The 22,877-nt window shown below is 41.9% G+C and carries 20 protein-coding genes and 1 pseudogene; 13 read left to right on the top strand and 8 right to left on the bottom strand.

Annotation, left to right across the window (positions count from 1 at the left end; genetic code table 11):
* Window positions 1–40 precede the first annotated feature (40 nt).
* The 10 genes from FCL46_RS26760 (at window position 41) to FCL46_RS26805 (ending at window position 11,062) form a co-directional block, all read left to right on the top strand.
* The gene (locus FCL46_RS26760; protein ID WP_136808605.1) at window positions 41–1,087 is read left to right on the top strand and encodes an RnfABCDGE type electron transport complex subunit D; all 1,047 of its coding nucleotides are present in this window, start codon (window positions 41–43) and stop codon (window positions 1,085–1,087) included.
* Entirely contained in the window at window positions 1,084–1,980 is an 897-nt protein-coding gene (locus tag FCL46_RS26765; RefSeq protein WP_136808604.1) for an FMN-binding protein, read from the top strand. Before FCL46_RS26760 ends, FCL46_RS26765 begins: the two co-directional genes overlap by 4 nt.
* Before the next feature lie 16 nt (window positions 1,981–1,996).
* Window positions 1,997–2,617, top strand: coding sequence for an electron transport complex subunit RsxE (rsxE, locus tag FCL46_RS26770; protein WP_136808603.1), 621 nt, complete (start codon window positions 1,997–1,999; stop codon window positions 2,615–2,617).
* Window positions 2,614–3,555: an electron transport complex protein RnfA gene (locus tag FCL46_RS26775; protein WP_136808602.1), complete on the top strand. Its 942-nt coding sequence runs from the start codon at window positions 2,614–2,616 to the stop codon at window positions 3,553–3,555. Before rsxE ends, FCL46_RS26775 begins: the two co-directional genes overlap by 4 nt.
* Before the next feature lie 45 nt (window positions 3,556–3,600).
* A complete protein-coding gene (gene rnfB / locus FCL46_RS26780; RefSeq protein WP_136808601.1) occupies window positions 3,601–4,476 on the top strand; it encodes an RnfABCDGE type electron transport complex subunit B in 876 nt (291 codons plus the stop codon).
* Window positions 4,477–4,778: 302 nt separating this feature from the next.
* Window positions 4,779–5,150 carry a NusG domain II-containing protein gene (locus tag FCL46_RS26785; RefSeq protein ID WP_217909531.1) on the top strand — a complete coding sequence of 124 codons (372 nt, stop codon included), beginning with the start codon at window positions 4,779–4,781 and terminating at the stop codon, window positions 5,148–5,150.
* A complete protein-coding gene (locus tag FCL46_RS26790) occupies window positions 5,134–5,658 on the top strand; it encodes a Gx transporter family protein (protein WP_136808599.1) in 525 nt (174 codons plus the stop codon). The genes FCL46_RS26785 and FCL46_RS26790 overlap by 17 nt, the downstream gene beginning before the upstream one ends.
* Entirely contained in the window at window positions 5,655–6,239 is a 585-nt protein-coding gene (locus FCL46_RS26795) for a hypothetical protein (protein ID WP_136808598.1), read from the top strand. The genes FCL46_RS26790 and FCL46_RS26795 overlap by 4 nt, the downstream gene beginning before the upstream one ends.
* 1,853 nt (window positions 6,240–8,092) lie before the next feature.
* Window positions 8,093–8,989 (top strand): endonuclease/exonuclease/phosphatase family protein, encoded by an 897-nt coding sequence (locus tag FCL46_RS26800; RefSeq protein ID WP_136808597.1) that lies wholly within the window; start codon window positions 8,093–8,095, stop codon window positions 8,987–8,989.
* A 1,125-nt stretch (window positions 8,990–10,114) separates the two neighbouring features.
* A complete protein-coding gene (locus FCL46_RS26805; protein ID WP_167505945.1) occupies window positions 10,115–11,062 on the top strand; it encodes a glycosyltransferase in 948 nt (315 codons plus the stop codon).
* Here the strand turns inward: FCL46_RS26805 and FCL46_RS26810 are convergent.
* Window positions 11,054–11,923, bottom strand: a complete 870-nt coding sequence (locus FCL46_RS26810) for a hypothetical protein (protein WP_136808595.1) — start codon at window positions 11,921–11,923, stop codon at window positions 11,054–11,056. The genes FCL46_RS26805 and FCL46_RS26810 overlap by 9 nt on opposite strands.
* Before the next feature lie 219 nt (window positions 11,924–12,142).
* Here FCL46_RS26810 and FCL46_RS26815 point away from each other — a divergent pair, with 219 nt between their 5' ends.
* Window positions 12,143–12,742, top strand: a complete 600-nt coding sequence (locus FCL46_RS26815; protein ID WP_136808594.1) for a hypothetical protein — start codon at window positions 12,143–12,145, stop codon at window positions 12,740–12,742.
* Window positions 12,743–12,818: 76 nt separating this feature from the next.
* Entirely contained in the window at window positions 12,819–13,232 is a 414-nt protein-coding gene (gene tagD / locus FCL46_RS26820) for a glycerol-3-phosphate cytidylyltransferase (protein ID WP_136808593.1), read from the top strand.
* Window positions 13,233–13,317: 85 nt separating this feature from the next.
* Here tagD and FCL46_RS26825 read toward each other — a convergent pair whose 3' ends face one another.
* From FCL46_RS26825 to FCL46_RS26840, 4 genes and pseudogenes are all read right to left on the bottom strand, one after another.
* Window positions 13,318–14,679 carry an LTA synthase family protein gene (locus FCL46_RS26825; RefSeq protein WP_167505944.1) on the bottom strand — a complete coding sequence of 454 codons (1,362 nt, stop codon included), beginning with the start codon at window positions 14,677–14,679 and terminating at the stop codon, window positions 13,318–13,320.
* An 812-nt stretch (window positions 14,680–15,491) separates the two neighbouring features.
* Complete coding sequence (locus FCL46_RS26830; RefSeq protein ID WP_167505943.1) at window positions 15,492–16,373, bottom strand: diacylglycerol/lipid kinase family protein; 882 nt, start codon at window positions 16,371–16,373, stop codon at window positions 15,492–15,494.
* Window positions 16,374–16,799: 426 nt separating this feature from the next.
* Window positions 16,800–17,633: pseudogene (locus FCL46_RS26835) on the bottom strand (IS1595 family transposase).
* A gap of 574 nt (window positions 17,634–18,207) precedes the next feature.
* Complete coding sequence (locus FCL46_RS26840; protein WP_167505942.1) at window positions 18,208–19,239, bottom strand: FAD:protein FMN transferase; 1,032 nt, start codon at window positions 19,237–19,239, stop codon at window positions 18,208–18,210.
* 396 nt (window positions 19,240–19,635) lie between these two features.
* On the opposite strand from FCL46_RS26840, the gene FCL46_RS26845 reads away from it, so the two are divergent.
* A complete protein-coding gene (locus FCL46_RS26845) occupies window positions 19,636–20,010 on the top strand; it encodes a hypothetical protein (protein WP_136808589.1) in 375 nt (124 codons plus the stop codon).
* Between the two features lie 57 nt (window positions 20,011–20,067).
* Here FCL46_RS26845 and FCL46_RS26850 read toward each other — a convergent pair whose 3' ends face one another.
* The 3 genes from FCL46_RS26850 to FCL46_RS26860 all read right to left on the bottom strand — a co-directional run bounded on the left by FCL46_RS26850 (window position 20,068) and on the right by FCL46_RS26860 (window position 22,816).
* Entirely contained in the window at window positions 20,068–21,021 is a 954-nt protein-coding gene (locus FCL46_RS26850) for an aldo/keto reductase (RefSeq protein WP_136808588.1), read from the bottom strand.
* Between the two features lie 152 nt (window positions 21,022–21,173).
* Window positions 21,174–21,863: an aspartate/glutamate racemase family protein gene (locus FCL46_RS26855; protein ID WP_136808587.1), complete on the bottom strand. Its 690-nt coding sequence runs from the start codon at window positions 21,861–21,863 to the stop codon at window positions 21,174–21,176.
* Between the two features lie 11 nt (window positions 21,864–21,874).
* Window positions 21,875–22,816: a DMT family transporter gene (locus tag FCL46_RS26860; protein ID WP_136808586.1), complete on the bottom strand. Its 942-nt coding sequence runs from the start codon at window positions 22,814–22,816 to the stop codon at window positions 21,875–21,877.
* Window positions 22,817–22,877 lie beyond the last annotated feature (61 nt).

Below are 22,877 nucleotides of genomic sequence, written 5' to 3' on the forward strand. Positions count from 1 at the left end.
TGTAGAGTTATAAACGAGTTCAAGGAGATTCTTCAACGACATGCAAGTTCCAGAGAGCCAGTCATTATCTTCTGAGAGGGAATGGATTGTATCCGTATCCCCCCATGTGAAGAGCAATGAAACGGTTGCCAAAATCATGTGGACCGTGGTGGCCTGCTTGATGCCGCCGCTGTTCCTGTCGGTCTTTATTTTCGGAATCCAGACACTTGTGATAACCGCTGTATCCGTTATCAGCTGTGTTGTGGTGGAGTATGTAAGCCAGAAAACATTAAAACGTCCGGTAACTATCACCGATGGTAGTGCAGTTTTAACCGGTGTACTGATGGCATTTATTATTCCGCCCGGTGTTTCTATCTTCCTGCCAGTCCTCGCTGCAGTTTTTGCCATCTATATCGGCAAGCACCTGTTCGGTGGAATTGGATATAACATTTTCAACCCTGCCCTGATGGGTCGTGCATTTCTGCTGGCATCATTCCCGGTAGCGATGACTTCAGCATGGCTTGCTCCTGTTGATGGAATGGCGATTTTTGGCTATTTCTCAAGCAGTGTTGATGCCGTTTCAACAGCTACACCTCTTGCTGTAATGAAAGAGCAGGGCATGGGCGCGTTTACCGAGATGTTCGGTAGTGGTGCCAGCCTCTACTCTTCGTTCTTCCTCGGATGGCGTCCGGGTTGTATCGGTGAGACTTCAGGTTTTCTGCTTCTTCTTGGTGGCGGATACCTGATCTATAAAAAATACATCACATGGCATACTCCGGTAGCAGTGCTTGGTTCTATTGCCGCGCTTACCTGGATCTTCGGTGGAGACACCTTGATGACCGGTGACCCGCTTCTGGCAGTTCTGACAGGTGGTGCAATTCTCGGAGCCTTCTTTATGGCTACCGATTATGTAACAGCGCCTTCTACCAGAACCGGTCAGGTGATCTACGGTATTGGAATCGGTGCCCTGACTGTACTTATTCGCCTTAAAGGTGGATATCCAGAAGGTATCTGTTATGCCATCCTGCTGATGAATCCACTCGCTTCAGTTATTGACGGTTTCTGCAAACCTAAGCGGTTCGCAGCACCAGCGGGAGGTGTCAAATGAAAGATATATTAGATATTATTTTCAGACTGACCGTTTCATGTTTGCTGGCAGCGGTAGTAATGGGTTCGACCTTTATTATTACCAACAAAGCTAAAAATCATAACGCGCATGTTCGTGAAGAAAACGTCAGGTACGCGTTGCTTGGTTACAACGATGAGACGCCTGCTCCTGAATCAGTGAAAATGCACGAAGTTTACCGCTATGTGGTGTCTGAGGCCGGTAAGCAGTATATGGGGTATCTGGTACCTGCAAAGCACGGTGCAGCAAATCCGTTTATTTTCGTAGTGCTGGACCTCGATGGAACGTTGGCGTATCAGAAGCCTGTGAATGCGGACGAAGAGAAAATTCGTGAAGCTAAGGGTCGTGATGAGGCAATTATAACTGCTATCGGACCGGGCAAGGGCATAATGTTTGCTGAGCATACCATTGTTGTAACTGATGATGGTAACCGAATTGCTTATCTTATGGGCGGAAAGTTTCCTGGGTTCAAGACCTTTATCCACGTGATGATGGCGCTTGATCCGGCATACTCAATGCTCGGTTTTGAAGTACTTGAGCACGAAGAAGATCCAGGTCTCGGTGCTGAGATTGAGCAGGATTACTTCAAAAATCAGTTCGATGGCAAGACCTTTGACATTCTGAAGGGCCTCCAGGTCGTAAAGGCGCCACTGCCATCCGAGTACCAGAAGGCACTCGAAGGAAAAGTGGATGAGGCTGAAATCAAAACAATGATGGATAAGTACAGAGAACAGGATATCTACGCACTTACCGGTGCGACTATTTCCACTAAAGCGGTAAGTGATGGCTTAAAAGGCATCGCCAAGAAGTTTACTTACCGCATGGATACCCTTGATTCCGTACTGAAAGAACAGCAGATTGCTGTTTCCTTCTAACTAACGAGGTTATAACGTGGCAAACGATAAATCAGTTGGTCAATTGCTCAGTCGCGGTATCCTCAGTGAGAATCCGATTTTCAGACTGGCCTTGTCCATGTGTCCTGCGGTTGGTATCTCCACCACCGTCATGAATGGTATCATGCTCGGTATCGCGGTATTTTTTGTTCAGGTCTTCTCCAGTGTGACTATCTCACTGTTTAAGAACAAGATTCACCCACGCATTCGAATCCCCTCGTACACCCTTACCATTGCAACTTGGGTTACGGTTATCGATCTGGTACTGGCGGCATATATGCCGGGTGCCTATGCGAAGATGGGAATTTTCGTAAAACTGATCGTGGCTTTCGCCATCATTACCATGCGTCTTGAGATGTTCGCTTGTAAAGAAAAAGTGAGCGACTCTTTCTGGGATGCTGTTGGTATGGGGCTCGGCTTCTTGGTCGGTATGTGTGTGATCGGTGCTTTCAGAGAGTTGTTCGGTTCGGGCATGATCCTTGGTTATGATGTACTTGGTTACAAACCGCTCCTGTTCTTCATTCTCCCGAGTGCCGGTTTCTTTGTGGTCGGTCTCATGATGGCCTTCTTCAACTGGATCGAAGTGGCCTACAAGCGTAAGAAGGAGGCAACCTCATGAACGTGAAAAACATTCAACGTCTGGTGGTTTTTGCTCTTGCTACCCTGTTGTTGCCGACATGGTTGCAGGCTGCAGACTTCATCACCGGTAAATCTTTCGGCGACGCCAATGAAATTGTGGTGGAATTTGCCGGAGCGGTTGATCCTGCGGTTGCAGGAGATATCACTAAATATACAGTATTCGAAGAACCCGATCCTGATATTCAGTTACAACTGCTTTCTGCAGATCTTGCTGATAATGCAAAATCAGTATCGCTTAAATTTGCTGATCCTCTGAACACCACTCAGACTCATATTGTGTCTGTAGCCGGTCTGACCGGTGATGAGATAACAACGTTCAGTGTTGCGAAGTCGTATCTTGGATATTTGTTCTCTATCCTGATTTCAGCTTTGCTGATTCAGAACTTTGTATTTACCAAATATCTTGGCCTCTGCGTATTCTTCGGAACGGCCAAGCGTAAGAGCACCGCTAAAGGTATGGGCGTGGTTTTCACCCTTGTTATGGTGATCTCAGCTTCCATGGCCTGGTTCCTGTATCAGTTTGTGTTGATACCGTTTAACCTCAATTTCCTGCAGATCGTTGTCTTTATCGGTCTGACGTCACTTACGGTGCAGGCGGTTGATACGGTACTCAGAAAGGTGAACCCGGTTCTGTTTAACTCTTTCGGTGTGTATCTGGTTCTGGTTATCGCTAACTGTATTGTCATTGCGGTACCGCTGATTCTTGCGAATAACAACTACAATTACTTTGAGACACTCATGCTGGCACTAGGTGCTGGTGGCGGCTTTTTGCTTGCTCTGTATCTCATGAGTTCTGTGAGTGAGCGTCTGGAACTTGCAAATATTCCGCCGTCATTTAAGGGCCTGCCAATGGCCTTTATCGTTGCCGGTCAGTTTGCAATGGCGTTTCTTGGATTCTCAGGTCTGCAGGTATTCTAGGCAGGGAATTGTTAACTGATAACGGATAAATATGAGAGTGATAAAATGGATCCGGAATTAATAAAAATAGCGTTAGGTGGTGTGGTTCTGCTTGGCTGTATCGGTTTGTTTTTCGGTATCGGCCTTGCCATAGCAGCCCATAAATTTGCGGTGGAAGTCAATCCACTGATCCATGAGGTTACGGAATCTCTACCTATGGCTCAGTGCGGTGGTTGTGGTTACCCCGGTTGTGAAGGGTATGCGATTGCTGTGGTCAATGACCCGGATGTTCCGCCAAACTTGTGTTTTCCTGGTAAAGCGGAAGTCGCAAACAGAGTTGCAGAACTTACCGGAAAGAAAATGGCAGCCATGGAAGACATGGTTGCGATTGTACGATGTTCCCGAATTGAGGGGCGCGTAAGCCACAAACATGAATATATCGGATTTGCATCGTGTACTGCTGCAAATCTTGGTTTTGGTGGCCCGTCAAAGTGTCAGCATGCCTGTATCGGTTTAGGTGAGTGTGCGGATGTCTGCCCGTTTGATGCCATTGAGATGGTTGAGAACTTCCCGGTTATCAATCCTGATAAATGTGTGAGCTGCGGTGTCTGCGTTAAAACTTGTCCGAAGGCGATCATGGAACTCCAGACTTTGAAGGCACGTGTCTGGGTACCATGTCACACTAAGGATATGGGTAAGGTTGTCAAAGCGGTATGTAAGGTTGGTTGTATCGGATGTAAACTTTGCGTTAAAGCATGTCCGGCTGATGCGGTAACCTACGAAGATAATATCATCAAGATAGATCACAAAGCGTGTATTGAGTACGGTCCTTCGTGTGAAGAGATCTGTAAAGCCAAGTGCCCGCGGGAGATCTTCCGTACCTATGATGGGCGACAGGTAATTGCCAGAGACACCAGTAGTGGCTTGAAGATGGCAGGTTGAACGTGCTAATCAGGAATCGGCACTGTTATTTCATATAGCACTGTCATTCTGCCAGTACCATAAAGGGAAGTTCCATTGTTATGGAACTTCCCTTTTTTTCTTTTAATGAGAATGCTGAATTTAAAGACTTTCTGATAGTCTGGTAAAATCGGATATTTCCAGATCAATAAAAAACAGCTTGAGTTGTATCGGTTGTGCCGTAAAATACCACAGGTATCCGATTGCGTGTTACAGAGTTCGGAAACTGGCAAATTTCTGGCAGGCTCCAAGAAATGAAAATTCGAACATCCTGATAGGACATCGTGACGAACATCATAAAACCTTTTGATTACGCTCTTATTGTCGTAGTTTGTGTTGCGATCGCCATAATATCTTTCAGGGTATATGCAGTTGATAACCGCCCCCCTATGGTAAGTGTTAAGAGCGAGTCAGGCCTGAGTTTGTACACCATTGAAACAGAACGCCACGTTGAAGTTGACGGCCCCCTGGGGATTACGCATATTGAAATTGCTGATGGAAAGGCGCGGGTGGTAAGTTCGCCGTGTCGGGATAAACTCTGTCTCTTGAAGGGTGATTTAGTTAAAAATGGCGATTGGACCGCCTGTATGCCCAATAAGGTATATGTAGGTATCCAGGGAAAGAAAGAAGAGGAACTGGATGGCCTTAGTTACTGAAAGGGATGAACGGCTGTATATCCTCGCCGCTTTTGCTATTTTCCTGGCTACCATCGAGTATATGGTACCGAAGCCTTTTCCGTTTATGCGTCTCGGCTTGGCAAATCTACCGATTCTGATATCTCTGGCTATTTTTACTCCCCGTCAGGTGCTCTTGCTTACCCTCTATAAAGTCCTTGGTCAGGGGCTTTTGCAGGGGACTCTCTTTTCGTATATCTTCCTTTTTTCTATTATTGGTACATTTACCGGAAGCCTGGTCATGTTAGCTATCCACAGATTACTGGGGCGATGGGCCGGTCTGGTGGGGATAAGTGTCTGTGGCGCTTTTGCAGGTAACCTGATGCGTCTTTATCTAGCCCGTTATGTTCTTTTCGGAGAGCAGGTCTGGATAATTGCACCGCCGTTTCTTATCATGGGGTTGATAAGCTCACTTCTTTTAGGGATTTTTGCGGCATCGTTTCTGAAAAAGTCCTCCTGGTGCAATTCAATACCGGAGGCAGGTACATGAAAAAACTCTTTCGTGAAGGAACACCAAACACATTGTTTATCCTGGGGGTTGCAACTCTACCTGCCTTTCTCTTTCAGGAAAAACTACTGTACAGGTGCCTGGCTACCATATTCTTTTTACTGCTGGCACTGTATTCAGGGAAGAAGATTCGGCCTTTACCGGCTCTGCTGCTGCTTGCTTCGATAACTGCTGCTGCCCTGCTGGTGCCATACGGAAAAGTTCTGGTAACTATTCTGGGTTGGCCCATCACCGTGGGTGCGTTGAAGATGGGGTTCTCAAGAGGGGTTTTATTATTAGGACTGCTCTATTTATCCAAAGTGTCTGTCGTTCATGGTCTCGCTTTACCGGGTGCGATTGGGCAAGGGATATCAAAAGTCTTTTTTTATCTGGACAGGTTTTCGGAAAACTGCTCAATGATTTCAGTACGAGATCTTCCAGGCACTCTTGATAAGCTGTTACACGCGGTTTCCGAGTCTGACGCCGATAGTGATTACACCTCAAAACAAAAGGAAAATCGTAACCTGCCGCTCATTCTTCTATTATTGGTCTCTTTAGTCTGCTGGCTGTTTCTATTCCTCTGATTCCTGTTTTTTTTGATAGGGTAGAGTATGTATCATATAATGATGGATGATCAGAATATCACACGACGATTACTTAAAGTTCCAGACCTTGCGTCTAAGTCTGGAACTTTTTCAGTATGATTAATATTTCAACTATCTGCTCCTCGGAAAATTTCTTACGAGCCGCGCAGTATGACGCTGTGGGAGATGATGGACGATCAGTTCCTCTACTTGAGGCGAAAACTATCCTGACACATAGGGTTTCCTGACAGCCCGATGAGTCCAATGCTTCGCTGAAAAAGGTCCCAAACGTATTTTGTTTGGTATAGAATCTACGTCGACTCATGGAACCTGTTTTTTCTTGTGTAAGAAATTGACGAGAAATAACTGTTTAAATATTTCAGCTATCTGCTTAATTGACTTCTTTTGATCGAAGCATGTTTGGTTGCGAATACCTGTTGAGGTAATCGAGGCTTCCGATCACGGTTAGGTCAGTGAAATCCTGGTAACATTGGCATGATTTGAGTATGTTTTTTCATGCTTAAACATACTCGATATGACTGGTGCTTTCAGTTCGTTATTGGGTGACAAAACAGCTCAAACTAGTGCTCTGTAAACCTTTACTTATCGGATCTTGTTCGCCCTTTCGGCACACTGACTTCGTTTCTCATCCAGTTACATATAGATGCTATACTCCTTCATTCGTTCCTCGCAGTGGACTAAAATATGGGAACAATCATTGCGGCATTTAAAGATGTACAGTGTACTAGTGCCATTCTAGACTGATCTCCTTTTCACCTGGAAATCAGGTCAAAATGTAAGGTTGGTATTGTACCTTCTATTGTGAAGTGAAAAACATTTACAATAGCCTGTATCAATGACTATTCAGGTGATAGACCCTGATACACAAGTTATCATCCACGCCTACCGACTGCATTCCCTCTATAAAAACTGCTCCACAATCATTTTGACAATTTCATTGTCTCTTGTGAGAAAATGTTTGGCGGCAGCTATGTTTTTTAGAGACCAGTATGTTTCGATGTTGTATCTGCCTACCTCACAAGTGTGGTGATATAAGATAAGGATCCGGAGTCTCAATTCGTTCGTTTACTTGGTTGTAATTCGATTCGGAAGCGAGGTAAACGCTGAAAAAATGAAACGGAGGAAGATAGTTATAATACGGAAAAAAAAGAATCCATGTTGCAACCTATAATCCTCCGAAAATTCGACAACTAGTCTGGCGGAAGTGTATTAGAGGTAATCAGATTCATCAAAAATTAGCACAATCCCAGAACGTTAACTCAGGTTAGCTGAGGATTGGTGTAAAGCAGAAAAATTTATCTTTAAAATAATAAGTATGCACTTATCTCAAAAGCAACGATCCAAAGGAAACTTTATAGATTCATACGTAGTCGCGAACACTTGATGGAACTCTCGTGTCTATTGTGGGAACGAGTAGATCCTGGGCTCTATTTGGCTGATTGTTGACGCAGACAGCTTTTGTGGTTCAATTTGTGCTCTATATCACTTCTGAGGACAGATTATTGTTGTAATTATGTTTTATTCTATGACATAGCACTCGGGCATTCTAGAAAGAAATAAGTTTAACCACAATCAATCCAACGTAAGTATCCTAACAAGTAATTTTATTCATGTTAAAATAAAACTTTCTGCCTAACAAGTAAGATAAGCGACTTGCATGTGCTGCAAATGTGAGATAGGCTTTGGGGAGGAATATTTGTTTTACCATAGAAAGTAATGTGTTGTTGCTGGTCTTTGCGATGATTTTGTATGCAAAGGAAACGGTTCCGATCATTACAGGGGGGCGGTGTTCTATATACGATACTCAGCAAGAGAAAGGATAACAAAACGTTATGAGACATGTTAAAGCGCGTTGCCTGAGGATAATACCGATTTTGCTGCTTTTGCAAATACTATGTGCTTGTCCGCGAGTAGATGGTATTCGCGCCTACAATATTATTGAACAACCGGAGCGTAGCAGGACAGATATAACTGTAATGAGTTATAATATCCGAGTTGGTCGTGGTGCTTCCCGGCCTGGAGTCGATCCTTTCAGGTTGACAAGTTATGAAGAAAAACTTTTCCCGGTTGCACAGGCTATTCGTTCTGTGGACCCTGACATCATAGGGTTGCAGGAAGTACATGGTTTCTGGCAGGCTAAGCGACTGGCAGAAATGCTACGAATGAATTTTGCGTATGTTTCTCATGACACAGGTGGAAAGAGGAACCCGTGGTGGGGAGTGGCAGTGTTATCCAGATATCCAATTACAGATTCAAGAGAATTAAGGCTTAGTACAGGTCGGGGGAATTCTAAAAGTGCTTTGGTTTGCACTATTAATGTGGCTGGTCAACCTATTACTGTTTTGAGCGTACATAAGGATAAAGATTTGAGAAATGGTATGTCATTCAAAAGATTGATGGCAGCAACTAAAGATATAGAAACCCCTCTTGTACTGGTAGGTGATTTCAATGTTGTGGAATCGGACTGGCGGTTGGACCTGTTACGTCCCATGTTTATTGACAGTGCTTTGGTGTCTGAGAGTAAAGAGGCAAGTATCGCCCGTGATATAGGAACCTTTAAGGGCATTGGACGAATTGATTATATTTTTGTTGAATCAAAATATTTTCAGGTAATTGATAGCGGGATAATTGCTCCGAAGTATTGGGATGCTTCTGATCACATTGGGTATTATGCTAGAATGTCTACCTATTTAACAGGCAATACAAATAGTATTTCTTCAATTGAATGATCCACAAGAGACTCGGATTGTGCACTAACAAGAAAAGCATCATTCGAAATCTGAACACTTTTGATTAATCTCAGGGTATCTCACCAGATTTTTATTTCCTGGTAAAGAGGGGGATGAGATATCAACGGTCTCATTCAAATGTCAGCGTTAAAGATGCATTGCGCTCATAAACCTTGGCTTGGTTGGCCAACGTTCAGAAACGTTGAGTTTCCAAATGGGAACTAGCTAATTTTTTTCACAGATCAAACCATTTTAGAAAAATCAAGCACAGCCATATATTTGGTATCGGAATCTTCCCTTACCTGCGAGCATTGAATTTTTGAAAATAATGCCGAGATGGGGAATAAGGGTATATTCCGAAAAGCCTCTAGCACAAATTTCTACAAAGCTAGCCCAAAATCAGTCCGTGCTTCATCATTTTCTTCTGAAATTGTTTGCAATAATAGCTCACCAAAATTAACAGCTAATAACTTCAAGAATAATATCGCTGAAACTGATGAGAAGGTAGGGATGGATTCTACCAACTCGTTTCCTTTACAGTGATATTGTATGTTTCTTAAAAAAAAATGGTATGGCTGCCTCAATGTCAACACTGAAATGACTTTTTTTAGGATATTCGGAAAAGTAAGAGCATAACAGCGAGAATTCTGAAGTATGTAGTCGTGTCGGATTGAAATAATGTGGAATATAGATGATATTCTGTGTTTATAGCTTAACTGTAACGATGTCTGAACCGGTTGTGGTCTAACTGGAACCGGCCCGGTTTTGACTATTTCAGTTGGGTCCTCTAGCCTGAAAAATGAATTAAATCGTTAAAAGAGTAAAAGTTTTAAGCATCAAAAAACTGTGAGCGATGGCGTTTCTGCACCATTTCGGAATGAAATCTCAAAAGATATTTTTCGGACAACGGGTAAAACATAAGGCAGGGGCGTTATAGTTCAATATGATAGAGTTCCAAGTATTTATAATGTGTGTGCTATGAATGTAGTAAGCCAATCCGGGAATATTTTGTGGTGGGGACGTTTTTGTCACGATTATTCAAGAAATCGTATCTTACGTCAAATTTTGTTGAAGCTTGGTTTTCGAGTGAATGATTTCAAACCAAGATATTCGCCTTTAGGAGGGGTGGAAGCCACACTCCGCTCAGTTGGTGTTCCAGATGCTGTTTGGGTCCCCGCCTTTCGGCAGAATGATTTCCGAAGTGCAAGAAAGTTCGCAGATAAACACGATATACCATTGATTTTTGATCCCCTGATTAGCGCCTGGGATAAGTCAGTTTTTGAGAGGAAAAAATATGCTGAAAAAAGTTTTCGCTCTTTGTGGTTGTTGAGTTGGGAGAGGTCACTTTTTTCAAAAGCAGATCTTGTTATTGCAGATACAGAATTACACGCTGAGTTTTTTGTCGATAAACTTGGTGTCTCAAGAGACAGAATTGCTGTTATACCCGTTGGGGCTGAGGAGCCATTGTTTACTGAGCAGTTAAAGTCTAATCAGGACTATATAACTACTCCTGAAATATTGTTTTACGGGAGTTTTATATCCCTACAGGGACCTGAAGTGATTGTTGATGCAGCAATGCAGGTTCCCGAAGCCCGATGGACCCTGTTGGGTAATGGGCCGCTACGGGGAGAATGTGAAGAAAGGAGCAGAGGACATGAGCATATATGCTATGAAGAGTGGCACCCATATGATGGATTGCCTACAAGGATAGGGCGTGCTGATGTATTGCTGGGAATCTTTGGTAATTCAGAAAAATCAGGAAGAGTTATACCCAACAAGGTTTACCAGTCTTTGGCATGCGGAAGGCCTGTGGTTACAAGAAGTTCAGAGGCGTATCCATTAGGCTTGCAAAAATCGGATTCAGGGATTGTTTTTGTCCCCGCTGCTGATGAAAATGCTTTGGCAGATGCAGTCCGCTCTTTGATCAAGAAACCAAAAGAGCTGAAAAGGATGGGGGGGCAGGCAGTGAGTACATATAGAAAACATTTTTCAGAAATGCACATTACTCAGGCAACTATTTCATCTTTGGCCAAAATTAAGCTTTACCCAGAATCAGAAAAGGCGTTATCTTAATATGTTGAGATACTTAATCCTTGTTTTGAGGTTCCGGATATAGAGCGGAATTCGTGCTGGATAGAGCTGTTTGTGGTTTTGTATGTTCGTGGTCAGTTCTGTAATAGAGTTTGCTTTCACATAAATGAGCTTTTTCCATCGATTTGCATCAAGATAAAAAAAATCTTGCATTGTCTTATAATTATTTTCATTTACAGCATCCCATTTATGTAAAAAATTTACCTTATTGATGTCGGCGTTGTGTCCCCAGTTATCAAGTTTTAATTCTAAGTCTTCCCGTGTTCTGGATAGGCACTCGTGTACCATGAGCGAATCATGGAAGAGTACGGGGTTTCGAGTTTTTCTACCGATTACATACTCTGGCATATTTGTCGCAATCCATTGCTTGGTTGGTTTGGCAACGACAAGATAGCCTTCTTTTACCTTCTTGTAGAGATTTATGGAGAATGGAGAAACGTTTACTGGGGTTTTGTGAGGATTATTGAAGAGGTGATTGTGTGACTGTAAATAGTCTTTAAATCTATCGAAATTAACAAAATACTCATCAGCATCAATTTGTAGCAGCCAGTTACCAATTCCCATTTGATCGGCAAGCATTTTTCTTTCTCTCACCTCACACTCCATTGTAGACATTCTGGGCATGTAGAAGTTGTCTTCATAGAGAACAATTTTCTTTTCTGTGTCTATTTTTTGTATCCAATCGAAAAAGCCTGATTCAATAGAAAAGGTTTCTCCTTTCCATGTCTTCCTATTCATATCAAGAGCAAGGAAAATAGTATCAGCTCCAGAGTAGATATTAGGTATTGCGTTATAAAGAAATTGGTAATCGTATGATACAAGAAAGCCGACCTGAATGAGCATGAGTATACCAAAGTTGATGTGAATCTAAGTGAGCTGGCAGAATTAACCGAATAGAAAAAATGGTCAAGTGGAAAATGAATAAATAAATCATATGTTATTACACTTGCGTATTTATGGTTGATTTTAAATGCACATTTTAACTGCAGATTATCAGTGTATGAAGTATATACATATATTATGTAACGGAAACACCGCACCTAATGTTTGAGAGGTAAATGATTGAAAGTCAAAAGTATAAGCAAATATTTTCAAAGAAATAGTGATAAGTTTGATAAACATGTTGCGATTGAAAATCTGGTATTGGCTAGAAATATTCTTAATACGCTGAATGTCGGGCACTGGTTGACTGATGGAACGTTGTTAGGATATTATCGGGAAAATGATTTCCTGAGTCATGATATTGATATTGATTTAGGCTGCTTTATAAATGACTACACCGATGAAATTATACATCAATTCATCAGTAGTGGATGGAGAATAATTCATATATTTGGTAGAAGAGAAATAGGCTTTGAACTTTCGTTTTGCCGGAAAGATATACAGCTGGATATTTTCTTTTTTTATAAAGATAAAGATACGTTCTGGCATGGTGCATGGAAACAAACAGAAAAAGGATCAAACCTCATCAAATACGTTTATGATAGGTTTGAATTGCGAGAGATCGAATTTAAAGCAGAAAAGTTTTATATTCCTAACGAAACTGAAAAATATATTGAAACAAAATATGGTCCCGATTGGCGGAAACCTGTCAAGAAATGGGATTGGGCTTACGGTCCAAGTAATGCTGTTCCAACAGATTACTATATGGAGCGTTATTAGTGAGTCTAGATTGTGTGTTTTTCGTAAAACAAATTATACCCAGATTGGTGTTGGGTAGCTGCGGAGATTTCTGCAAATGAAGAAAATTATTACTTACGGAACCTTTGATCTTTTTCATCTTGGGCATTTGAAAATCCTTGAGCGTGCAAAAAAGTTAGGAGATTTCCTTGTTGTTGCGGTTTCTACTGATAGCTTCAATTTTGAGAAAGGGAAAAATTGTATTTATCCGTATGAACATCGTGCCCAAATTGTAGAGGCTGTGAAATATGTAGATATGGTAATTCCCGAGATGACGTGGGACCAAAAAATTCAGGATGTTCTGGACTATGATATTGATCTCTTTGTGATGGGAAATGACTGGCAGGGAAAATTTGATTATCTTGAAAACTATTGCGATGTTGTTTATCTGAGCAGAACAAATGATATCTCTACAACCGAAATTATTGATCAGGTGTATGAAAGAGAAGTGAGTAGAGAAGCAACTCAATAGATATTCATATACAAGTATATTGAAAACAGGCCACAGGCAAAGATTTCATTTTGCCTGTGGCCTGTTTTTTTGGGTCACCAGTAAGTTAGTTGGCGTGAGCACTGGCAGACAGACCGTTTTTAGTCCTCTGAATTCTGTCCACATTGAGCATGTCAATTATATCTTGCGGTAATTCCCCGGTAATAGTCTTGGTGTCATCACCATTAAAACCAACTTGAGCAAAATGATCCGGGGAAAAGACACTTACTAGACTTGGGTCTCCACCGTTTGCATGAAAAATGTATTTGGCAGGAACTGCAGGGGTGGAGAAGATATTCCCATTGAAATCAGAAGTAACACACTCTGTGGAAATCAGGCAGTTAAATGAGTTGAACAGATCTGTTTGCTGGAGTGGTGTTTCAACTATACTATGATCCGGGACTGTGCCTTTTACAATAATGAGAGGCACTCTTGCCGGAGCAGATTCGCCAAAGGTCTCCTGTTCCACCTTATTCAGAGGAATCATTGTCCTATGGTCACTGGTAATGATTAGCATTCCATTGTCAAAGAAGTCAGTTTTCATTAACTGATCGATAAAGATCCCGAGTTGTTTGTCGACATATTTGATAGCTGCTTCTTCTGTTCGTTCTTTTGTCTCAGGATTAAGAAAAGGAAAATGACTACTAACGGTTTCGATAAAATAGAAGAACTGATCATCTGATGTATTATTTAACTTATCAAGAACATGAAGATAGAGTGCTTCATCCGGTGCAGCGTTAAAATGGTATCTATCCCAACCTTTGTATGCAGGATTTTCATGTCCTTCAATTACATCGAAACCAATATTGGTTAGCCATTCTTTTTTGTTTGAAAAAGAGGTTCGGCCTGAGGTGATAAACTCTGTTCGGTAACCAGCTTGCTTTAAGAGGTTTGGAAGGCTTCGCTCTGGATTGTAAAAGCCTTCAAATGAAAATAATCTTTTATTTTCATTGCTGAAAACATTAGGGCAGGGAATGGGGGGACTACCTGTGAGTTGAGAGATAAGTCCGCCCTCAGTTGAAAAGCCATTGGCATGATAGTTTGTGTAACTTGTATGCTGTTTTGCAATGCGATCAAGGTTTGGGGTTAATTTCTGAATACCAGAGAAAAATTCACTGTGGTATGAAGATAGCGATTCGATAACAACCATGATGATATTAGGCTGTATGTTTTGCCCTGTAGTATGGACAGTAGATATCGAATCTGTGTTATATGTGCTTATCAGCTGATCAGAGAAAGAATCCGAGTATTGAGTGTTGATATGGTTCTTAAGATTGAGTGTAAAAACATTTTTATAGACCCAGGCATGGCAATATTGAGGATCTTCCGAAAAAATAGAAAGACAAATGAGGCAAAGAGATAAGATGAGTGTTGAAAGTTTACCTCTCCAGCTCATAGATTTTTGGCGCATAACAAACGATATACTCATGCCAGCAAGCATTAAAACAATGATACTGATTTGAAATCCATGTTTAGAAAAAATGAATTGGCTTGCTACCGATATAACATCAGATAAATCGTTAGAGAATTTTACTATATCATCGAACCTTAACCGTGTACCGAAAATTTTATAAACGACAACATCGGCACTGTACGTAAGAAAGCAGGCAAGTATTGGAAGTCTGCATATAATTGAAGCCTTATTGTTTTTTATAATTGTTGATAGGAATAGCATTAATAGGCATATTCCTATCATTAGGCTATCCTCAATAATTGTTTGTTGAAGAAAGAACCAATCAGTATCTGTTTTTTCACCATACTTGCGTTCTACTCTCAGAACACGATAGACAATAAAAACAAGAAACAAGTATGGGAAACGATTTCGCCATATGTGTTGTGATATGAGCCTGATTTTTTTTAATATTTTTGATGATGGGGCCATGTTATATAAATAGCAGTGTTAAGGTTACAAATTTTCAGATAACTCACTCTGAGGGGATTGTTTTGCTACTTTGGGAAAGTTGTGAAATATAATGCTTTCTTGCCAATCAGAGAGGGAGGAATTATAACGGAAAGCGAGGGGGTCTCCAACATGCTATGGTTGAGCAATCAATATATTTGTTAATAATTTGCCAAAAACAATCTAACAAACGATAAATCTGGTGTCAATAAAACTTATAAGCCTTGGAACGAGAGATTTTTGGTTTTCAGAATCTATTGTTGCTTTAATGGACAAATATGTATGCAATAGTAGGAGGTGTCATATTTATTTTATTATATCAGTATGATATTCGAGAATGTTTATGCGGTAAGTACCTTGAGTGATTTTGGTAATATTTCTGCTGTGACTATATCGCTCCATGTACCTGGTTCACCATCAAAGTGGAGAAGACCTTTTCCCGATTTATGTACAATTACTCTGTTATCACGAAGAACTTTCACATATTTGCTTTTATGAATCGACCGGGTAAAAAGCCTCATGCAGAGAATAATACTGCTAAACCAAGGGAAAGGTTTGATAAGAACGGTATCGAGTTTTCCATCAGCAATATCCGCTGTTGGGGAGATATATGCATTGTTACCATATTGTGAAGCGTTGGCAAAAGTAATCGTGAAGGCCTGAGAATGGTGAGTGGTGTCGTTGACGATGATTGTGTAATGATCAGCCTTATAGCGTATAAACTGTTTGAAAGATTCAGTAATATAGGTGAAGAACCCGCGTTTAGTAGAGTTTGCAAATTTAAATCCTATCAAAGCATCAAAACCTATTCCGGCTGTACACCAGAATAAGTAGTCGTTAATTTTACCACTATCAATGCATTGAACAGAACTCTTATTGAGCTGGGCGATGGCCTGTTCGGTATCCATTGGAATGCCAAGGTGTCGCGCTAAACCATTTCCAGAACCTCTTGGAATAATCCCTAGGGCAACATCAGAGTTGATCAGTTCTTTTGCAACTTCATTAACGGTTCCATCCCCGCCTACAGCAACTATGTAATCAAATGCCTGTTCTTTAAGTTTTCGGACTATTTGGGCACTTTCTCCGGCGTATGATGTAATGAAACAATGGTGGTTGAACCTATTATGGTTCAAACGGGTATTGATGAGATTTGGTATATTACTGTTGGATTTGTTACCGGATATAGGATTTATAATAAAAGCGATCTTTGATTTTGTTTGCATAATATTTGTGAAATATTGTTTTGAATTCATTTTTACAGAAAAAGTGGCGTGGATGTAATCCGTTTCTCATTTAAGTTTTTGATATTAAGTTGTTAGTGTTGAGAAGCGGGTGGCAGAGAAATTTCTTAGTTTCAGTGATATCAACTGGCAGATGTTTGGATAGTGTTCTGATTGTGTTCCTAATGTCCGTTAATTGAGAGCTATGGTTACTTGATGGCCCTATAGAGGTCAAGAGATAAATTGGGGATTTTGTCTACATTAACCTGGAGAGTCGAGGGACGTACTGAATCCGAATCCCCCTACTCATCTTATTACTCATAATATTGGCATTGAGTAGAGAAGCAAAGGGCGTGCGAGCTGAGCAAGCAGGCAGAGGAGTAGTATCAGACTTAGGTAGGAAAACATGATTAATTAATCTGATTACCACTAATCCTCAGCAAGCCTAAGTTGACGCTCTGGGATTGGCTTAATTTCTGATGAGTAGTAAATAAGTGACTCCAATAATCGTTTGAGTTTGAAACGTCTATTGAAGTGAAAACAAAATTCACCCAGATAGCGGGATAAGTGCTTGTGATCTATCCCATGATAGGTTCCTTTGATCTTGTTTTTCACGTTACCTATAATGGTATTAAACCATTCAAATACCGTGAAATCTGGAGAATTGTATCGACCAGCGGTTTTGATAGAGTAATGAAAGTATCCGATATCCTGAAAGCTTTTAAAACAAGCAAGACCATCGGAAACAACTATGGTGCTGGGTTTCAGATGCTTTTGGCCCACCCGGAGCATTTCTGAGGAACTGAAGCTTTCAACACGACTGAATCGTATAAAAGTAGGATGGCCTTTGGTGTTTCGCTAGAGAGCTGCAACGAAGGGAGTTTTCCCTTCTGCACCACGGCCTCGTTTACTACCGGGACGTTTGCCTCCCCAGTAGATTTGCACATATCCTCGGAGTGGTCTTTTGTCATCTGCCAGCTTCATGACCACCTGAAGCTTATGTTTGAGTCGCATCGCAGCGGTCTGACAAATACCGATAAATCTTCGTAATTTCAAAGATGAACAGTCTCCTTTTGATTGGCTCACTAGGTAAGTAGCAAGAAACCAGGTTGTTAAAGGTAGTTTCGTCGATGAAAAGATAGCGCCTGTTAAAAGAGAAGCTTGATGTCGGCAATCACGGCATTGATTTTCTGAGCCGAACTGTAATTGAAAATCAAACAAACTGACACCTTGTTGAAAGTGAATGTCGCTTCTTCTTGCCATGACATACCTCCTAGTTAAGTTTAGGTAAGTATGACATGGGCGGGTACTCATATAGTGACTACCCCCTAAGAAAAATTGCCAAGCTGAGCTTTAGTGGTAATCAGAATAGACTTATATTCGCGTAAAATTGGGGCTGGTCACTGAAAAGTCGCATAACAAAGACATTGTTATCAACACATTGAAGATAGCGATCTTGCGTCGCAGGCCATTACCACGCCTTATTTTTCATTGTGATTGTGGCTGAAAGTTTCTTCGGGAGTTTGAAAATAGAGAGTATTGGATTCCCTCTATCCCGCTAAACAAACAGCCAGAAAAAATATCGTTGATTATATTAAGATATTTTAAAACAGTAGGAGACGCTATTCGTTTCTAGGCTATCTATGCCCAAATGATTTTCGAAAAAAATGATGGGATTGAAAACGGCAGCTTAAAGAAAGTGTCCACTTTTACTTGATTTTGTCAGGGGATTTTAGCTTGTCTATATGAACAGGCCCCAGGCAAAAGGGAATCCGCATCTTGTCGCTCATTCTTCCATTGTTGGTATCTTTCGTCTTCTAGCTGTTTCTATTATCTCTTATTTACGCCCAACCACTCTATAATCTTGATTCGTCAGGTTGAAACGAGCGGAGGCGATACCATAGGTGGTGATTTCTCCGTTCTTGGTTATAAAAATGGCACCTGTGTTGGGGAACTGGGCAAGCAACTCGCAACCTTTGTCTATACCGAGCATAAAAACCGCCGTTGATAGAGCGTCTGCATCCAGGCCTGAAGGTGCTGTTATAGAAACACCTGCCAGATTGTTTTTAACGGGGTACCCTGTGTTGGGATCAATAATGTGATGGTATTTCTTACCGTTTTCCTCAAAAAATCTTTCATAAATACCGGATGTGACCAATGCTCCGCTATCGATTTCTATAATGCCCATCATTGTTCCGGTGGGTTTGAGAGGATCCTGGATGCCGAATTTCCACGGCTTACCATTGTCCTTTTTACCTAGGACAAAGAGGTTCCCCCCGAGGTTGATCAGAGCACTTTTGACACCGGATTTTCGCAACACCTTCGCTGCCTCATCTGCTGCATAACCCTTTGCAATACCACCAAGATCAATACGCTGGCCGGGGCCGGTTACAACCCGGCAGTCTTCCTGTACCTGGATTTGCTGGTAATCGACTAAGGGTAAAGCCTGTTTCAGGGCTGATTCAGATGGAAGATGTGGATCAACATCATTGTTACCAAATCCCCATAGGTCTACTACCGGGGCAATAGTGACGTCGAAAAGACCTCCGGAAAGGTGACCAAAATCAAGAGCCCTTTTAATGACCTGACATGGGCCAGGGGAAACCTTAAAGCCATCGTCACCACCACTGGCGATCTTTCTGACCTCACTGGTTTCTTTATTTCTGCTCATTCGTGACTCTATCTGACGGATACAGTTAAAAGCGGCATCCAGATCTGAGTTATCTCCACCATTGATCTGTATTCTACATATCGTGCCAAGAAGAAATGATGTCCTGTCCGCATCCTGGCTGCATCCGGTTATAAAAAGCAAGGGGATGATAATGACGACTGCAATTCGGATACAATTTGTGGTAATGCGCTGAATCAAAAGAAACTCCTGAAAAACTATTGAAGGTAGACTGAAATGAGTATGTAGTTAATCTTGGCCTGTTTTTACAAATTTTTTAAACGTAAGTAAACAGTATAGCTTCCTGAGAGGGCGGATGGGGAATGATCTACTGGAGAGGTTCGACCTTAATTACACTGCGGCCCTGTCCAGCAAACCGAGATCACTTCTGAACGCCCATTATTTTTTATTACAAGATTACAATGGTTTTTGCAGCAAACTTGCCGTAGGTCGGAGAACTAGCCGATTTCTCACTTGTTCGTATTGTGCGAATATACTAAAACTATGTTTCTATATGTGTAATCTATCCTACCTTTGTTAACCAGGTAAACTCCATGGCGTACGCCATGTTACAGACAATTTTATAAAAGGTTTTGTATGAAAAAATTACTATCACTCACGGTACCGGTTTTTCTCTTTTCATTGCTTGTATTTACAACTTCGACTGCCTCGACCGCTTCGGTCGCAGAAGTCGAAGTTGGTGATATCGTTTTTCAAAAGAGAGAGTACAAAAGTAAGGATGTGGCCTGGTTTGTTGCCAGACTTCCAGTTGAGAACAAGGGAGCCTATTCAGGAACAGCCTTTGTCAAACTAAAGGTAATCGATAAGAATGCCTATGAGAGAGATAATATACGTCTTTCAGGTCATGTTGAAAGGGGCGAGGGAGCAACGCTTACCTTGCTAACGAATATGGACTACAAATTATTTGATAATATACGAAGTGTTGAAGTTGTCAGTGTAGAACTGCACTGATTCCAGGTAAGAAAAGGCCACCTGAGCACGCTCTCAGGTGGCCTTTCTCATGCAAAATTACTCATCCCAAAGTGCAGCGAAGTTGTAAGGGCTGCCGCCACCTGTCCAGAAGTCACCCGAAACATAGCGCCTGTTTAAATCAAGTGTCGTAATCTGATTGAGTTCACCAGTTGTAAGAGAGAGTTTTACTGAATCAAAATTTTGCTTGATTCTCTCAGGATTGACCGATTTCGGTATTACTGCAGTGTTGCGTTCCATGCCCCAGCTGAGTAGTACCTGCGCTGCTGAAACACTATGGGTTTCTGCAATTTTTATAATGACCGGATCGCTCAGCAGCAATGGCTCATCTGCCGCTTTAAGGGCTGCCGGTCGATCACCGGAGCCTAAAGGTGAATATGCGGTAAGGTGAATGCTGTTTTCCCTGCAATACTCGACCATCGGTGATTGTTGAAGATACGGGTGTAGCTCAATTTGATTTACTTCAGGTCGTATTTTGGAATTTTCAACAAGATGAGAAAGTTTCTTGATGCTGAAATTGCTTACCCCGATATGTCTGGTCAATCCTTTCTGAACCAGTTCTTCCATTGCCGTCCATGTCCTGGTGATCGGAAGGTCATCATATGGAATATAGTCAGCAGCGCTGCGTGGAAATTGTACACTTTTAACCAGATGAACAGGCCAGTGGATCAGGAAAAGATCAAGGTAGTCAAGTTGCAGGTCGTGAAGCGTTTTTTCAATGGCTGGTAATACGTCCTCAGGTGCATGAGCATTATTCCACAGTTTAGAAGTAATCCACACATCTTCACGATTAAGCCCTTCTTTACTAAAGGCTGAAGAGAATGCTGGGCCGATTTCAGCTTCATTGCCGTAGATGGGGGCGCAGTCGATATGACGATACCCGATCTCAAGACTATGTGAAACGGCGGAAGACACCTCGCCAGGTGTAGATTTCCAGGTTCCAAGACCAAGAGCCGGCATTAGATCATCGTTTGCAAAACGTAATGATTTCATGGATCACCTTCCTTTGTTTATAGTTGGTTTTGACTTTTGGGTATGTGCAATGAGCCTATCTGCTTTGTGCATCTAAATCAATGGGAAATCATAAGCAATTTAGGCATATTCCTGGACAGCTTCCCAGGTAATGGATGCATTTTTTCTTACAGTTATCGCAGTGCAAATTCTACTGCTGCCTCCGCATGTATCAGGGTGGTGTCATAGAGGGTAATCTCGGTATCTTGAGGCTTAATAAGAATGCCTATTTCTGTGCAGCCCAGAACAATTCCTTCTGCTCCGCGAGTATGAAGATCGTTAATGATACGCAGGTATTCATTTCGCGAATTTTCTATACACTTGCCCTTGCAGAGTTCATCAAAGATTACGTTGTGGATGATATCCATGTCGCTGTCTTCAGGAAGTACTACTTCAATTCCATGACGTGTTAAACGACCACGATAGAAATCTTCTTCCATAGTGATTCTGGTGCCGAGTAATCCGATTGTCTTTTTGTTATCTGATCGAATTTTCTGAGCTGTGGCATCGGCGAGGTGGAGTATGGGAATTGATATCGCTGCCTGGATCTGTTCTGCAACTTTATGCATGGTGTTTGTGCAGATGAGTAGAACGTCTGCTCCGGCAGCTTCAATCTTTAGGCAGCTCGCAACAAGAATTTCAGCTATGCGATCCCAGTTTCCCTGGGCCATGAGCTGTTCAAGTTCATAAAAATTAACACTCACCATGGCAATTTTTGCTGAGTGCAGGCCACTCAGTCTGCGGTTTATTCCGCTGTTAATCAACTGGTAATACAGAGATGTTGATTCCCAACTCATGCCGCCTAGAAGACCAATCGTTTTCATACTGTATCCTTTCAGGTTTCAGAATGTGATAATGACTGTTGAAGCACAGATTCTTCTTTTACGTGTTTATTTTTACGGGAAGACTTAGCCCTCTGCAACATCAGTAGGTTACCACAAAGGATCAGGGCCACCCCGCATATTGCTGAAGTGCTCCAGTGATATCCCTCCCAGACGGTGGATATTGCAAGGGCTACGAGTGGAAAGAGTAATGTGGCATATGCGGCTCTATCTGCACCTATCGACCCAATCAGCGTCAAATAACAACCAAAGGCGATGATAGATCCGAATATCGACAGATAAACAAGTGAACCGAGATACACTGCGTTAAGTTCGATTGAAAAACTCTTCCCGGTAATCAGCGCTAAGGTGAGCATGATAATTGCTCCATAAGCCATACCATATGCATTGGTTTGAACTACCGGTAGTTTGCACTTCTGGTTCCTGGCGGAGAGTATGTTGCCAAGAGATGCAAGATAGGTTGCTGCGATACACAGTAAAATTCCACGAAGACCATGGTTTTCTATGGTAAATGAGGAAATTTCCGGGCTGAAGACCAACACGATACCAACCAGCCCGAGGCTACCTCCGACAATAACCTTAGAGTCAATCGGTGAGCGGAGAAACAGTGCGCCATTGATCATGTTCATCAGCAGGATCGTGGAGAAAATCACCGCAGCAAGTCCGCTTGCGATATAGAGTTCTGCAATATAAAAAAGCAGGTAGTTCATGGCGAAAAGAAATGTACCCTGCAAGCCGATGAAAAAATGGTCGGTACGAGTGAATTTCATCGGTAATTTTCTGAAATGACACCAGCCAAGAAGAATAATTGCAGCAAGGGCAAAACGGTATGCAACAGAGACCATGGGATCGACAACGCCAAGCTGGAGTTTTATGCCGATCCAGGTGGATCCCCAAATAAGAACAGTAGCCAGGTAAAAGAGAAAATTTTGCATTATTCTATCGCTTGAAAATGAGATGTTGAAGATGTGCTGGTAATACGGTTGCCAGCGAGAA

Origin of the sequence: Desulfosediminicola flagellatus (assembly GCF_005116655.2) — a bacterium.
Taxonomy (GTDB): domain Bacteria; phylum Desulfobacterota; class Desulfobulbia; order Desulfobulbales; family Desulfocapsaceae; genus Desulfopila; species Desulfopila flagellata.